This window comes from Streptococcus sp. HMSC34B10 (genome assembly GCF_001839505.1).
GTDB classification, from domain to species: domain Bacteria; phylum Bacillota; class Bacilli; order Lactobacillales; family Streptococcaceae; genus Streptococcus; species Streptococcus peroris.
The window spans coordinates 1-12,478 of record NZ_KV841552.1; the positions used below are offsets into that span (position 1 = coordinate 1).

The following is a 12,478-nucleotide window of genomic DNA, read 5'->3' on the forward strand; positions in this document are numbered from 1 at the left end:
TTTTACCTGTCTACTTGACAGGGGGCATATCATTCTGGGGTGCTTTTTTGAATATAAATTACTCTTCAGATTTCCTTTTTAATTTGGGAATTTTCTTACCATCAAGTTTAGGAATACCATTGTTCTCAATCTTGGGAAGGTTATTTAGTTCATCAATAGTAGGTACCTTCTGGTATACCTTGGCAGGCCTATAGAGTAGAGCGAACGAAAAGCACAAGGCAATAATAGTCACAATAGCTGCTATGTTCCGTTTACTCGCTTCTAAAGAGGATACCTCGAATCCTCTCGTACTGAGAGCTTCCCACTCAGGATGCTCTGCTTCAATCGCTTTTTTCTCTTCCCAAAGTGGAACGAGTAAAAAATGATTGAATGGCACAACTGTAGCCATTGCTGTAGCGAGTAGTGGAATGAATCTATTGGAATTTATGATCAGTACAATGTCTAGTATAGAAAATAAGACGAATAGAACTATTACTAATACTAGTCGAATCTTATATTCTTTTTTTAGTCGAAGGTATTCTTCTTGGGACATCTGACATATTACCTCTTTTCTCAAAACTCTATACAGCTGAAAAGCATTAGTCCAGTGACTCCTGCTGTAAATCTTTGATAAACTTCACAACTTGATGATTCTCAATCTTCACATAATAGCCACCGCTATTATTAACAAGTTTATCCCCTTCATATCTATCAATCTTTACAGCATATAGTCCATTTGGTAAGGGTTGATTGTTAAAGAATTCCTTCATTCGCGATTCAAGGTCTTTAAGATAAGCATCATATAACTGATCTTTCTTGTTTTCTGGAATGTAATATCGAAATTGAAATTCTGGTATAAAAATATCGTTTTGGAAAAGCTTTTGAGCATTCATGGGATACATCCCTTGTAATGCTTGTCCATTTTTTTTATTTTCCTCCAAGATTTCATCATAAAAGTGGATATTACCAGATTTACTATTAAATTGAAAATCAATCCCTTCGTACTTCAAATCAGTCATTTTGGGATCTGTTATTGAAGTGTCTAATGTTTTCAAAAATTCACTGGTGCCTGGACTAATCTCAATTCCTAGATAGGCTAGTTCTGGAAACGTTCGATAAATTTTTTTGTTTTGTTTATAATCCACTTCCGCATCTGTTTTTTTATAATTTTTATGTTCTGAAGGACGAGTATAGTATTTAAAAAAAGTCTTAGTCTGATAGGTTTTACCAGCTATATTTTCACTATACGTACCATGGATTAGATATCCTCCTATACTTGTATAGTTTTTTTCATATTTTTCTAACTCAAACTGTCCTGTAAGACCGTAGTTCTCATAAGAGCGATGCACTGCTTGCTCAAGTTCATTCCGACTTGCATGGGCAAATAGCCCCCACATTTCCATTAAAATAAGAACAGGACTAATAGCAATAAGGATACAGACCATTATTATTGCAATTTTTATATCCTTACTTCTTTTGGAATTTGGAATATTATTTCGTTTTCTTGCTAAGTTTAATATAATACCAACCACAATTGCAGATAGTAAAAGACGCATTTCACAACCTCCTTATTTCGAGTTAAATAGATATGGATAAAAACTCTACAAATTTACTCTTTTTCATTTCTTCTCTAAGCTAATAAATCTATGTCTATTATATCACAAAAAGAGAGCGTCTCCGCTCCCTTTCTTACTCTGGTAATTCTACCTTCAAGCTCATATCAGTCTGTTGTAACACTTTCTGAACAGCTGCGAGGAATGCTAGACCGTTGTCTGATGGAGAATACTGGAATGTGATATGGATAACTTTTTTGTCAAACTTATCACCATATCGCTCCACATACTGCTTGCTTTCGAGGAAGTAGATGTAGTTGTTGAGTTTTTCTTGAAGTTTCAAGAGATGTTCCTCTTCTAATGACTCAATCCATTTGTTTTCATCAATCAACAACAACTCTAGATGGTCATCTGAAACACCCATCGCATCGATACTTGTAACGTCTAGTTCAATTGGCCATACTTCTGCAATTGATTTAATTTTTCTTCTATTCTTATTTTCTTCTTTCTTTTGCTCATTAACAATATATTCTACTTTTTCTTTATCACAACTTTTGAAAAGCTCCATAGAATCAATTAAACTGCAAATATTACGGTAATAATCAACCTTTTTCTCATTAGGAAGATTATAAATGCTTTCAAGAACGATAGGTACTATGTTCTCCACATCAATGATAAAAGGTAAAACATCATATTCTTCTAATAAATCTTCTTGGTATTTGATAAATGATACAACTTGATACAAATGTATAATATCTTGTCTAGAAGCTAACTCCTTTAAAATATCCAAAATTCGATCTGGAATATCAAAATCTCCTTCTACATAAATTGGATAAAGGCTATATTCTAACAAAATATGCACATCCGTAATATCTTGATAATATGAATCACGATGACCAATTCTATACTCGGGGTCAATTCCTAAAAAAGCATCAAGTTCCCTGTGTTTTTCAATTGCTTTTTTATACCGTATAACATCCCACTCGGTATTTGTTTTTAGTCTGTATGTCTTCATTTAATTACTCCATTGGTTAATTCTAAAAAACCCTTCAACCGAAATAATTTCATTAGTGCCTGGTTTATAGACACGTGGATTTTTGATTTCATAATAGCCTTGACGTTCAATCGCAGATAGAAAAAAATCAAGAGATCATTTCCTCTCCCTTTATTATTACTCCGGCAATTCCACCTTCAGGCTCATATCCGTTGGTTGCAATACCTTCTGAACTGCTACAAGAAAGGCTAGTCCATTATCAGATGGAGAATACTGGAAGGTGATATGGATGACTTTCTTATCAAACTTATCTCCGTATCTCTCCACATATTGCTTGCTTTCGAGGAAGTGAATATAATTGTTAATTTTTTCTTGCAGAATTTCCAGATGGACTGCTTCTATCTCTTCCTGCCAGCCGACTGGATCCACCAGAAGAAGTTCTAAATGACTATCTACAACTCCAATAGCGTCAAGTTCGCTAGGTTTCAATTTTGAAGCGATGGCTTGGGTGGCAATTTGAGTAAATTCTTCAGGAGAAAATATTTTTTTGTTATCAGGTAAATCATTAAAAATTAAATCAGGGTTATTTCGTATAAAAATTTTATTTGACTCTTCTTGTGTATATTGCTTTTTAGATTTCCAAAAACCATAATCTGCATAATTCATCAACTCTTTACCAGTATGTTCTCCCGACATATAACTATCTGCAGCTTCTTTGGGGATTTCTTGAACTACTTCTGGCATGGTAATATTAAAAGTTGGATAACGCAAGAAATACTTATCACCATCTTGACAAATTTCCAACATATCTTTTTTGCTTAAATAAATTACTTTCATTAAAATCACCTTTGTTATTTGAAACCTATTTACTAATCACTTATAGGCCAGTGCCCTGTTTCAGCATAAATCATGACTTCATATGCTCCCCTAGAAGATTCAAATGCTTTATCCATCAGTTCTTTAGAAATAGGATAGGAAACCTCTGGCCCCATGGCTCCGCCAATTTCTTTAAAGAAACTGATTTCGTAATAGCCGTTTGTCTCATATACAATAAATCCATTGCCTCTATGTACAATCGTATCCGATTGATTATAATGTTCTAACTCATCTTTCTTTGGCCAACGATGATGTTCACAATAAAACATTACTTCTAAAGAATCTTTGTCTGATTTTGAAACACGTTCTGCTAATTCCTGGCTAATGGGAAAGTTAAGCACTTCTTTCCCTCTACTCCACAGAATCTGATAATCATTATTATTCTTTAATATCGTACAATTTTTGTATTGTTGAATTTCTGTTGTCATACAACACCTTTTACATTGTTTTATTATTTCTAATCATTCTATTTCTGAAACGTCTAACTATATATGAGATTATTTTATCCAAAATGTTGATTTTATCAAACGAAAAAGTCGCTCTATTGCATCATTTTCATTTATAAATTTATCTCTAATCCAAATATCTTGGCGCTCATTAATCTCATACACCATATATTGTTTAGAGTTCTCATCGTAATAGTAGCCCAAAGTAAATTGTCCTTCAAATCGTTCATTAAGCGCAATATGAAATATCCCTATCTTATCCCTTTGTTTATTAATGAAATCTACTAATTCTTGTTTTGTCATTTAAAATTCTCCACAACTCTCACATTCACTATGGTGTTTGCTATAGTTCTACTACTTTAGGTGGATTGTAGTATTTTTCCTTGAATTCCTTAAGAATCTTCTCTACCTTTTCCACCTCATAATACTTGAAAGAAGGAATTGATTTAATATTTCCAATTAATCGAGCATAATATCCACTAGTTTTTAACTCGTTAGGAAGTTTTTCTATTGTATCAAGTATAAGAGGAACTAATTTTCTTGTATCAATTTCAAAAGGAAGAGGCTTATATTCCGCCAGTATAAAATCTTGAAGCAATAAATATTCTGTAACTTGCCATATTTTCTTTTCATCAATACTTAAAGAGAACTCTTTTAATATCTCAAATGTCCTTCTCTCTATATCTTTATCACCTTCTACATATAGAGGGAATAAACAATATTCCATCAACACCTGAATATCAGTGTATTCTGTTATCATTGAGTTGCGTTGTTGAAAACGATACCTAATATCCTCTCCAAGAAATGCTTCTGCTTCTCTTCCTTCCTTCATCACCTCTAGATAATGTTTGACAAAATATTTATAATTCTCTTTATTTTTTAATTTATATGTCTGCATTTATTTACTCCATTGGTTAATTCTGCCTATTTCTAGGTATTTACTCGGTCTATTGTTGAATGATGGGATTAAAACTTTGTCTTATTATAGCATAAAATAAATACATAAAAAATAAAATGGAGAACTTAGGGGAAAAAGAAAACCACCTGAAAAACTATCAGATGGTAAACTTTTTAAACATGAACAGACTAATCAGTTTTTTAGAATATTAGTTTTGTGATAACTTCTGCAAAATTTCAGGAGAAATTGGATCGACCAGAACATACTTGGCATCCAGCATATAAATACCTTCCGTCAACGACTCTAAGAATTCCCGATAAGGAACCTCGGCTAGTTTTTCCCCATCAGCTGTCATGATAAATAGTCGTGCAACTGCAACCTTACTTCCTCGATACTGTTGCAAATATTGAGGTTCTAGCTCTGGTTGAGCCGGCAAAATTGTTCGTCCTTCACTATTTAGATAGTTGATAGGAATGATGATATCCTCACCATTTTGCTCTACTTTAAAAACTTGCTGCTCAGAGTAATAAGCATTTAGCTGTTGGGTAAAGCGCAAACGCTGGTCATAACTATTTAAGAGTTGATCATCCGGTACATGGATAATCTGCCCTAGGTAAAGTTCATTGATGTAAATAGGACGTTTCACTCCCATAACTTCTACTATTGGATGGACTTTTACTTCCTTGGTCAATTCTGAAAGAGCTGATAAGAAAATATCTGTGAAATGAAATTCTAGAATAGAATCTTTATCATACTCAACACCATCATGTTCGCACACACTTACATCTAAGAGAAGGAGCAATGTTTTCAAGAACATCAAGGCCCCAGTCCAGTCAGAAGCTGTCGCCAAATCTGGAACAGATACCTGATAGGCTTGATCATCAAAAGATAGACGGAACCCTAAACTAGACTTCTCTTTGACCCCAAACTGAACAGAATGGAAATCCGAAATAAGAGAGTCTGCAGATGGCTTTAATCCTGCATCCTTAGCGGAAACGCTGTAACATTTAAAAAGTTCTGCTTGAAGCACCTCACCAATTCTTAGTGATTGGTTGCTTTTTATTGTAAAATTAACTGATTTCATATTTTTCTCCTTCGGTCTACTGGCAAATCCTTTCTACGACGTAGAATCGTTACTTCGCTGACAGGGATTTTTCCTGATGCATACGTGATAAGACCGTACTTATCATCCATCAATTCCGCACCATCTGCTATATTGTTTTCATTTAAAAATTCTTTATCAGAAACCAATATTCGCACATAAGAATCGGGTGCTGTAAAATCATCATCTCCACGCTTGTGACCAGCCATTGCAAATTCCTGACCTTTATAAAGGACACGATCATAAACCGAATACCTTTGACTAACCTCACTATAAGAAATAAGCTTCCCATATACCCCATCTTCGACTTCATCTTCAAAATTACTATAGGGAACGTAGCCTTCTTCCAACATCGCTGGATCTTCCGAGAGCAGGATATAATCATTTATATAATTCACAAAATTAGAATATACTTTGTTTTGGTAAACTAGAAATTCTTTACGCATTTTATCCCTCCACGTATTCCATCATACCATCTTCACAACAACAAATTTTCCGTACTTACATCACTCATTTCCTGACTCAGTCTTTTCTGAATTTTCTTCTTTCTCCCGTTTCTCATTGAAATCTTTCAATGTTTTATCAATGACCCTCTTTAATTCCTCATCACTCATTCCCGGTATATGGTAAGGGTAATTCTGATCCTCCTTACTTGAAGTTTGACTTTGTGTACTTTCTTCAGTTGAAGAGGTCTCGTTCAAATCTGATGTTGTCGTCCTAGACTCTGGTTCAGAGGACGAACTACTTTTTGAATTTGGAGTATAGTTATTGTCAAATCTAGGCATATTTTTAATTTCCTCAGCAGTAGGAACTTTCGTTTTTACTTTAACAGGTCTATACAACATCGCAAAAGAGAAGAATAAGGCCAGAACTGTTCCAATAAATGGAAAGATCTTTTTATCTGATTCTGATGAGGGAACCTTGACTCCACTTGTGTTAAGGTTCTTCCATTCAGGATGTTCTTCTTCAATCGCTTTTTTCTCTTGCCAAACTGGGACAAGTAGAAAGTGATTAAAAGGCACAACTGTTCCCATAGCTGTTGCTGCAAGTGGGATAAATCTAGAAAGGTTAAAAATGAGTACTATGCTTAGTATTGCAAATATAGTAAATAGAAATATCACTAATCCTAAGCGAATTTTATATTCTTTTTTAATCTGGAGATATCGCTCTTGAGATACCTTTTCTTGATCATGATTGGGATGACTTACATTTACTGATAAGTTCTTCTTCTCTGTCAAAGTTTCATCATCAGGAAATTCTACCTTCAAGCTCATATCTGTATTTTGCAATGTCTTCTGAACAGTTGCGAGAAAGGCCAATCCATTATCAGATGGGGAATATTGGAAAGTGATATGTATGACTTTTTTGTCAAACTTATCGCCGTATCGTGCCACATACTGCTTGCTTTCGAGGAAGTAAATGTAATTATTAATTTTTTCTTGCAGAGTTTCCAGATGGACTGCTTCTATCTCTTCCTCCCAGCCAATTGGATCCACCAGAAGAAGCTCTAAATGACTCTTTACAACACCAATAGCGTCAAGTTCAGTTGGTTTGAGCTCTGAAGAAATTGCTTTTTGTAACAGTTCTTCAAATTCTTGATTGGCAAACAATCGTTTAATAGATGATGGATTTACCAAAATACGAACCGGTGAGGATCTAAAGTAATTTTGCCTAGCTACTTCTTTACTTTCCTTAGTCACCCATTCTCCAGTTTGTAAGAATAGCTCAACCTCGAAAGCATCCTGTTCTGACATTAAAGCTTTATCTACTAATTCTTTACTTAGTGGATAAGTAACTTCTCTATCTTGAAATCCTCCCGTCATCCAAGACATTGTGTAATTGCCATTTTCTTCAGTTATAATAAACCCATTTCCTTTGATTATTGTCATATTCATCCTTCTCTGCCTATTTCGATGGCGATACATAATCGTCTGGAAGATTGCCTCTCCAGTCAATCCACATTTGCTCAGCAATTGGAATTAATCTTTCAAGCTCTTCCTGAGTAAATAACTCTCTAGTTTCAGGTAAATCAATTAATGATGTAGGACTCTCTTCTATAAATCGTTTTTCACTAGCTTTCTTTTCTTCCTCCGTCGGTGGCCAACGATCGGTCTCCGCTTTAAAATCAATTTCACTTGCCGTCCTCCTGCCTAATAAATATTCGTTAAAATCAGAAGGATTAATCTCAAAGATACGACGAACTGAAGCTACTCCAAACTCTCCAAAAGTATAGTATTTCCCTTCATGTGTTCGAAAATCATATCCTTTTGGTGATTCAATCTTTTCAAAGGTATCAAACTCTTCCCATGTTATTTTAGTTAAACTCATTTTAATCGCCTCCTAATTTTCTAATTGTAAATTCTCCCCATGGAACTTCGTCAATGACTGCTTCTGGCATATTTCTTGGGAAGGTTTGCCCTCCTGGTTTCCAAAAGCCATCAAAAGCAGATTCTTCATTTCCGCTTGGAACTCTTGGGTTATGAACTGAAACAAGAACGATATTATACTAATTATGAATGCTCTTTTTCAAACCATAAAGTATATAGCGGACTGACCTTTTCAAATAATTCCTTTTCGTATTGATATCTATTCTCTTGTACTATCTCAACTATTTGACTAACTTTCTCAAATTCTTTATCTTTAATCAATTTGACAATTAATTCTGCATCCTTTTCATCAATCTTTTGCGAGGAAATATTTTTAATGATAATCTTTAAAATTTGATAAGTTACTTCATTATCATCTAATTTAGAAATCTCGGATGTTATTCTCTCTCGTTCAGTAAAAACTAGATTATATCTCCCACTTCCATCTTCTATTATAGAAATTCCTTCTGGAAAATAAGGAGGTTGTTCGGAAAAATGAATCCCAAATTCACCTAATTTTATATTTCCAATTTTTGAAACTTCGGATTCAATTTTGTTTTTTAATTTTATTAGCATTTAATTATTCCTATTTAAGTATTAAAACTTCTCAATCCCCTCTGAACTATACCCTATCAAAGTAGCCTCATATTGATCTCCTAGTCCACTAACATCATTCAGTTGAATCAACCACTCCTTAATAGTTTTTAATTTTACAATTGATACATAGAAGGTTTGAAGTATTCTGTTTGGTTGGAAAAATAGATTGTATTCATTGTCACTTGCATCTACGTAATAAATCTTGTTTAACTCTGAAGAAAAATTTATTTTTTCTTTAGTCCTAGAATCAACCGAATAAAAGTCATCCAGCTCTTCTCTATTTAAGTATTCTTTCAATATTTCGATATCCACTATATCATTTATTAAGGTCATTAGTGGGAATTCAAAATCTGTAACTCCTCTCTTAACAAAGATAGCAAAATAGAGTTGAGCCAACTCCTTGTTACGAATTTTACAGTAGTCTAAAATGTTCCCTCTTTCATTTAGTGAAATAACAAATTCGTCTTCTCTTTGTTCTAGAATATAAATAATATCCACATTATCATATATCTGCAACTTGTTATTTCTTGAAACAATTTCAATATTACCGATAAACCTTTTCAAACTACCAATATATTCATTATCAAACATTATCATTTCCTCGCACGGAGTTACATATTTTTTTAATAAGGATTAAACGTCAGCATCAAAACATTATTGTTCAATAGAATTTAAAAAATCATCAATATCTTGGCCTTCTAAACTTTTGACCTTAACTCCCTGATCTTTAAAGATTCCTAAAGGTGTTTCGACTATTTTTAAGACTTCAATGTCTTTTCGACCAATCTCTTTTGCCCATTCTAATTTGTTTATCTGCTTGAATCCCAACTCATCCTTTATTTCATTTTGGTTGGCGCTTGGTATTATTTCAAACCAATCTTTCTCAATATTCCTTCGAATCATTCCACTACTAACATAAAAAGAATGCCCCTTATATTGAATCTCATAATGAATACTGTATAGATAGTCTAGCTCTTCCATCTTGACTTTTTTGACAAAATGATCTTTAAACACTCGACCACTTATTTTAGAAACATATGCTTCAAAGCCTTCATCTTGAGATTTGCTATGTAATGTAATTTTTCTTTCACCAGCAAATTGTTCAGCTGAATATCTAATACCTTTATATACCGCGTACATATTTTATCCCCTACGAGTTCCAGTCTACAACCATCCTTTGGCTTTTAAAAACTTGTCTGGAATGCGAAGTTCAATCTCATCCATAACTCCTTTTAAGTATTTATCCCAATCTGATATCTGGCTGAATACAACCGGCACTTTAGTGATTGACACCTTCACTTCTTTCGTTAAAACAATAAAGAACTCACACTTATCATTTTCATAATCAAATTCAATCGCGAAGTAATCGTAAGCCTTAGAATCTATTTTAAAAGTTTGATGACTGGGTTCATCAACTATATCGTATATACAAAATGTTCCAATTCGCTTGGCAAAAACTCTATCCAATATATCGCAGAATTCATCCGCTAAAATATCCATTTCACTTTCAAACATTGTAATATACCTCTTCTTTTATACCATCCCTTAGCCTTTAAAAACTTGTCGGGAATATGAAGCTCGATTTCCGCCATAATTTCTTTTAAGTAGCTATCCCAATCTTTTATTTCACCAAAGCCGACCATACTTTTACCACCATTCAAAGAGGCTCCGTATCGCTCACCTACAAAAATAGAAAAGCTACAAAATCCTCTATCATAGTTGAAGAATATTAAATAATAATCATACGCAACAAACCGAATTCCAAATCGCTGATACGGTAAGTACTCAACAACATCCACAATTTTTGGCTCAGTGATACGCTCACCAAATACCCTTTTGATTTTTTCACTAGTTTCCAATGCTAGTTGAAATATTTGATTCTCTTCCATAAAAACTCCTTCTATTCTTTATAGCCATCCCTTTGCTTTTAAAAACTTGTCCGGAATCCGGAGTTCGAGCTCATCCTTGATTCCTTTTAAATAACTATCCCAATCTGTTATTTGGCTATATACAGCTGGCTCTTTAGTAAGGGATAGCTTCACTTCTTTCGATAAAACAATAAAGAATTCACAGAGATCATTTTCATAATCAAATTCAATTGCGAAAAAATCGTAAGCCTCAAAGTCTAATTTAAAAGTTTGATGACTGGTTTCATCAACATAATCGTAACCAGTAATCGTATCCACTCTTTCTCCAAATACCTTCCTTATTTGCTTTCTAGTTTCTCTTGCGAGCTCTAGCATCTTCTCTATTTCATTTAATTCCATAATATTATTCTCCTCAAAGACATCATTCTTTAAAATCTATTTGGTCAATTCTTTAATAAAACTGCTGCTTTATCTGAATCTAGAAAGTCTTTCAATATTTGCAAGGTTCGTTCGACTGACTTTCTATCACGTCCATACACTCTTTTGATACTCTTATCATCGATTATCTTAGATAAAAAGGTAATGGAAAATCTCTGTTCATCAGCTTGGGTGAACCAAATGTTAAACAAGCCACCCTCTCCAGCTTCTAATTGCCTATTTTTACCGGTTGATGATATCCCCATCGTCATATGATAACCCTTATACACGAAGGGAAAATTAAAATTTTCATCTTCTCCTTCATTAATCGTAATCGTATCAAGATTAATCGAAAAAACTCGCTCTAGCGCTTGTTTAACATTCTGATAGCCTAGACTATCTCTTATTGGTAAGTAAAGTTCACTCATTTATAGGCCTCACTTTAACAATCCTCGACGTTTTCGTTCTAAATCAATATCCAGCCATCACACCGCTAATCTTGTAACATAGCTAAAAACTCTGTAAAGCTATCAGCTACAAACTCTATAGCAGGTTCTAGCTCGTATGATTCCTCGTGGTACCAGATACAAATGCTTGGATTTTCGGGATCCTCTATATAATTTAAACAAAGAAAGTCGCCACCGAACAATGCTGCTATGGGGACCAACTCAAACCCCAAAATATCTTCATGGACAAACAAACGTTCATCCAGTTGGGACATTACAACATCAATGTCATACACGCCTAGTGGATTGTCTTTTGTGTTTTCTAATACACACAAGAATCCTTCAATCAAAAATGACCTATTTTTTAAAGAAAATAAATTTTTAGGAGGACGAAAACCATTTTTTCTCATTATAAAATTCTTATAATCGTCAGGTAATCGAACTTTCCACGCTACTTCTCTTTCCTGTAATAGCGCATCAGTTGGCAAAGGATAGATGATTGATTGATCTTGTTGGGGCATAGCTTCTTCTCCTATAGTTGCTTGTTTTTTACTTCCTCAAACCATTTTTCAAACTCTAGACGTGGAATTAATTCCTCATCCTTGTCATAGCGCCCCTCATAGCTATAGCGACTATCAAGGCTGTTTTTCTGTACATCATAAATCAACCACATCTCAGTTGGGTGTTCGCGATTGTATTCTTGGCACACATCAAGCATTTTCTGTATATCTTCAAGACCAAAGCGTTGTACTGCTACCATCATATTTTTTGAAGTGTCTACTTTTTTATTTATAATTTCATTCACTGCGTGCATTTTTGTCACAATTCCATTAATTTTATAAAAAACATCAAAAGAAAGTAATGCTTCTTCAGATATGCAATAAATGTATACTTTTTCTGACTGATTTTGGACATATTCTAGTGCTAACGAAATCA

General features: G+C 33.9%; 19 protein-coding genes and 1 pseudogene. All 20 read right to left on the reverse strand.

Annotated features, from left to right (window positions below; translation table 11 throughout):
• Positions 1 to 58: 58 nt before the first annotated feature.
• A complete protein-coding gene (locus HMPREF3237_RS04215; RefSeq protein WP_070888944.1) occupies positions 59 to 532 on the reverse strand; it encodes a hypothetical protein in 474 nt (157 codons plus the stop codon).
• Between the two features lie 46 nt (positions 533 to 578).
• Complete coding sequence (locus HMPREF3237_RS04220) at positions 579 to 1,424, reverse strand: hypothetical protein (protein WP_373879055.1); 846 nt, start codon at positions 1,422 to 1,424, stop codon at positions 579 to 581.
• 244 nt (positions 1,425 to 1,668) lie between these two features.
• The gene (gene ifs / locus HMPREF3237_RS04225; RefSeq protein ID WP_070888946.1) at positions 1,669 to 2,547 is read right to left on the reverse strand and encodes an NAD glycohydrolase toxin immunity factor; all 879 of its coding nucleotides are present in this window, start codon (positions 2,545 to 2,547) and stop codon (positions 1,669 to 1,671) included.
• A gap of 156 nt (positions 2,548 to 2,703) precedes the next feature.
• Positions 2,704 to 3,363 carry a DUF6572 domain-containing protein gene (locus HMPREF3237_RS04230; protein WP_070888947.1) on the reverse strand — a complete coding sequence of 220 codons (660 nt, stop codon included), beginning with the start codon at positions 3,361 to 3,363 and terminating at the stop codon, positions 2,704 to 2,706.
• A 32-nt stretch (positions 3,364 to 3,395) separates the two neighbouring features.
• Positions 3,396 to 3,830, reverse strand: coding sequence for a hypothetical protein (locus HMPREF3237_RS04235; RefSeq protein WP_070888948.1), 435 nt, complete (start codon positions 3,828 to 3,830; stop codon positions 3,396 to 3,398).
• Between the two features lie 69 nt (positions 3,831 to 3,899).
• Complete coding sequence (locus HMPREF3237_RS04240; RefSeq protein ID WP_016465731.1) at positions 3,900 to 4,151, reverse strand: hypothetical protein; 252 nt, start codon at positions 4,149 to 4,151, stop codon at positions 3,900 to 3,902.
• A 40-nt stretch (positions 4,152 to 4,191) separates the two neighbouring features.
• Entirely contained in the window at positions 4,192 to 4,746 is a 555-nt protein-coding gene (locus HMPREF3237_RS04245) for an NAD glycohydrolase inhibitor (RefSeq protein ID WP_070888949.1), read from the reverse strand.
• A gap of 208 nt (positions 4,747 to 4,954) precedes the next feature.
• Entirely contained in the window at positions 4,955 to 5,830 is an 876-nt protein-coding gene (locus HMPREF3237_RS04250; protein ID WP_070888950.1) for a DUF4299 family protein, read from the reverse strand.
• Positions 5,827 to 6,294, reverse strand: coding sequence for a hypothetical protein (locus tag HMPREF3237_RS04255; protein ID WP_016466169.1), 468 nt, complete (start codon positions 6,292 to 6,294; stop codon positions 5,827 to 5,829). The genes HMPREF3237_RS04250 and HMPREF3237_RS04255 overlap by 4 nt, the downstream gene beginning before the upstream one ends.
• A gap of 801 nt (positions 6,295 to 7,095) precedes the next feature.
• Positions 7,096 to 7,737: pseudogene (locus HMPREF3237_RS04265) on the reverse strand (DUF6572 domain-containing protein); the annotation flags it as partial.
• Positions 7,738 to 7,753: 16 nt separating this feature from the next.
• Complete coding sequence (locus tag HMPREF3237_RS04270) at positions 7,754 to 8,176, reverse strand: hypothetical protein (protein ID WP_070888951.1); 423 nt, start codon at positions 8,174 to 8,176, stop codon at positions 7,754 to 7,756.
• A gap of 182 nt (positions 8,177 to 8,358) precedes the next feature.
• Positions 8,359 to 8,790, reverse strand: coding sequence for a hypothetical protein (locus HMPREF3237_RS04275; RefSeq protein WP_070888952.1), 432 nt, complete (start codon positions 8,788 to 8,790; stop codon positions 8,359 to 8,361).
• 21 nt (positions 8,791 to 8,811) lie between these two features.
• Complete coding sequence (locus HMPREF3237_RS04280) at positions 8,812 to 9,402, reverse strand: hypothetical protein (RefSeq protein ID WP_070888953.1); 591 nt, start codon at positions 9,400 to 9,402, stop codon at positions 8,812 to 8,814.
• A 63-nt stretch (positions 9,403 to 9,465) separates the two neighbouring features.
• Positions 9,466 to 9,951: a hypothetical protein gene (locus HMPREF3237_RS04285; protein WP_070888954.1), complete on the reverse strand. Its 486-nt coding sequence runs from the start codon at positions 9,949 to 9,951 to the stop codon at positions 9,466 to 9,468.
• A 24-nt stretch (positions 9,952 to 9,975) separates the two neighbouring features.
• Entirely contained in the window at positions 9,976 to 10,326 is a 351-nt protein-coding gene (locus HMPREF3237_RS04290) for a hypothetical protein (protein ID WP_070888955.1), read from the reverse strand.
• Positions 10,299 to 10,700, reverse strand: a complete 402-nt coding sequence (locus HMPREF3237_RS04295) for a hypothetical protein (protein WP_070888956.1) — start codon at positions 10,698 to 10,700, stop codon at positions 10,299 to 10,301. Before HMPREF3237_RS04295 ends, HMPREF3237_RS04290 begins: the two co-directional genes overlap by 28 nt.
• Before the next feature lie 18 nt (positions 10,701 to 10,718).
• Positions 10,719 to 11,078, reverse strand: a complete 360-nt coding sequence (locus HMPREF3237_RS04300; RefSeq protein WP_070888957.1) for a hypothetical protein — start codon at positions 11,076 to 11,078, stop codon at positions 10,719 to 10,721.
• A gap of 44 nt (positions 11,079 to 11,122) precedes the next feature.
• Positions 11,123 to 11,524, reverse strand: a complete 402-nt coding sequence (locus tag HMPREF3237_RS04305) for a hypothetical protein (RefSeq protein WP_070888958.1) — start codon at positions 11,522 to 11,524, stop codon at positions 11,123 to 11,125.
• 65 nt (positions 11,525 to 11,589) lie between these two features.
• On the reverse strand, positions 11,590 to 12,063 hold the full coding sequence (locus HMPREF3237_RS04310) for an SMI1/KNR4 family protein (RefSeq protein ID WP_070888959.1): 474 nt from the start codon (positions 12,061 to 12,063) through the stop codon (positions 11,590 to 11,592).
• A gap of 11 nt (positions 12,064 to 12,074) precedes the next feature.
• Complete coding sequence (locus HMPREF3237_RS04315; RefSeq protein ID WP_257365021.1) at positions 12,075 to 12,476, reverse strand: hypothetical protein; 402 nt, start codon at positions 12,474 to 12,476, stop codon at positions 12,075 to 12,077.
• Positions 12,477 to 12,478: the final 2 nt, after the last annotated feature.

What these genes read in the sequence shown, in the direction of transcription:
- HMPREF3237_RS04300 (WP_070888957.1), bottom strand. Translation starts at nt 11,078, where the DNA reads ATGGAATTAAATGAAATAGAGAAGATGCTAGAGCTCGCAAGAGAAACT.
- ifs (WP_070888946.1), bottom strand. Translation starts at nt 2,547, where the DNA reads ATGAAGACATACAGACTAAAAACAAATACCGAGTGGGATGTTATACGG.
- HMPREF3237_RS04245 (WP_070888949.1), bottom strand. Translation starts at nt 4,746, where the DNA reads ATGCAGACATATAAATTAAAAAATAAAGAGAATTATAAATATTTTGTC.
- HMPREF3237_RS04250 (WP_070888950.1), bottom strand. Translation starts at nt 5,830, where the DNA reads ATGAAATCAGTTAATTTTACAATAAAAAGCAACCAATCACTAAGAATT.
- HMPREF3237_RS04255 (WP_016466169.1), bottom strand. Translation starts at nt 6,294, where the DNA reads ATGCGTAAAGAATTTCTAGTTTACCAAAACAAAGTATATTCTAATTTT.
- HMPREF3237_RS04275 (WP_070888952.1), bottom strand. Translation starts at nt 8,790, where the DNA reads ATGCTAATAAAATTAAAAAACAAAATTGAATCCGAAGTTTCAAAAATT.
- HMPREF3237_RS04220 (WP_373879055.1), bottom strand. Translation starts at nt 1,424, where the DNA reads ATGGTCTGTATCCTTATTGCTATTAGTCCTGTTCTTATTTTAATGGAA.
- HMPREF3237_RS04240 (WP_016465731.1), bottom strand. Translation starts at nt 4,151, where the DNA reads ATGACAAAACAAGAATTAGTAGATTTCATTAATAAACAAAGGGATAAG.
- HMPREF3237_RS04310 (WP_070888959.1), bottom strand. Translation starts at nt 12,063, where the DNA reads ATGCCCCAACAAGATCAATCAATCATCTATCCTTTGCCAACTGATGCG.
- HMPREF3237_RS04280 (WP_070888953.1), bottom strand. Translation starts at nt 9,402, where the DNA reads ATGTTTGATAATGAATATATTGGTAGTTTGAAAAGGTTTATCGGTAAT.
- HMPREF3237_RS04235 (WP_070888948.1), bottom strand. Translation starts at nt 3,830, where the DNA reads ATGACAACAGAAATTCAACAATACAAAAATTGTACGATATTAAAGAAT.
- HMPREF3237_RS04285 (WP_070888954.1), bottom strand. Translation starts at nt 9,951, where the DNA reads ATGTACGCGGTATATAAAGGTATTAGATATTCAGCTGAACAATTTGCT.
- HMPREF3237_RS04305 (WP_070888958.1), bottom strand. Translation starts at nt 11,524, where the DNA reads ATGAGTGAACTTTACTTACCAATAAGAGATAGTCTAGGCTATCAGAAT.
- HMPREF3237_RS04270 (WP_070888951.1), bottom strand. Translation starts at nt 8,176, where the DNA reads ATGAGTTTAACTAAAATAACATGGGAAGAGTTTGATACCTTTGAAAAG.
- HMPREF3237_RS04215 (WP_070888944.1), bottom strand. Translation starts at nt 532, where the DNA reads ATGTCCCAAGAAGAATACCTTCGACTAAAAAAAGAATATAAGATTCGA.
- HMPREF3237_RS04290 (WP_070888955.1), bottom strand. Translation starts at nt 10,326, where the DNA reads ATGTTTGAAAGTGAAATGGATATTTTAGCGGATGAATTCTGCGATATA.
- HMPREF3237_RS04230 (WP_070888947.1), bottom strand. Translation starts at nt 3,363, where the DNA reads ATGAAAGTAATTTATTTAAGCAAAAAAGATATGTTGGAAATTTGTCAA.
- HMPREF3237_RS04295 (WP_070888956.1), bottom strand. Translation starts at nt 10,700, where the DNA reads ATGGAAGAGAATCAAATATTTCAACTAGCATTGGAAACTAGTGAAAAA.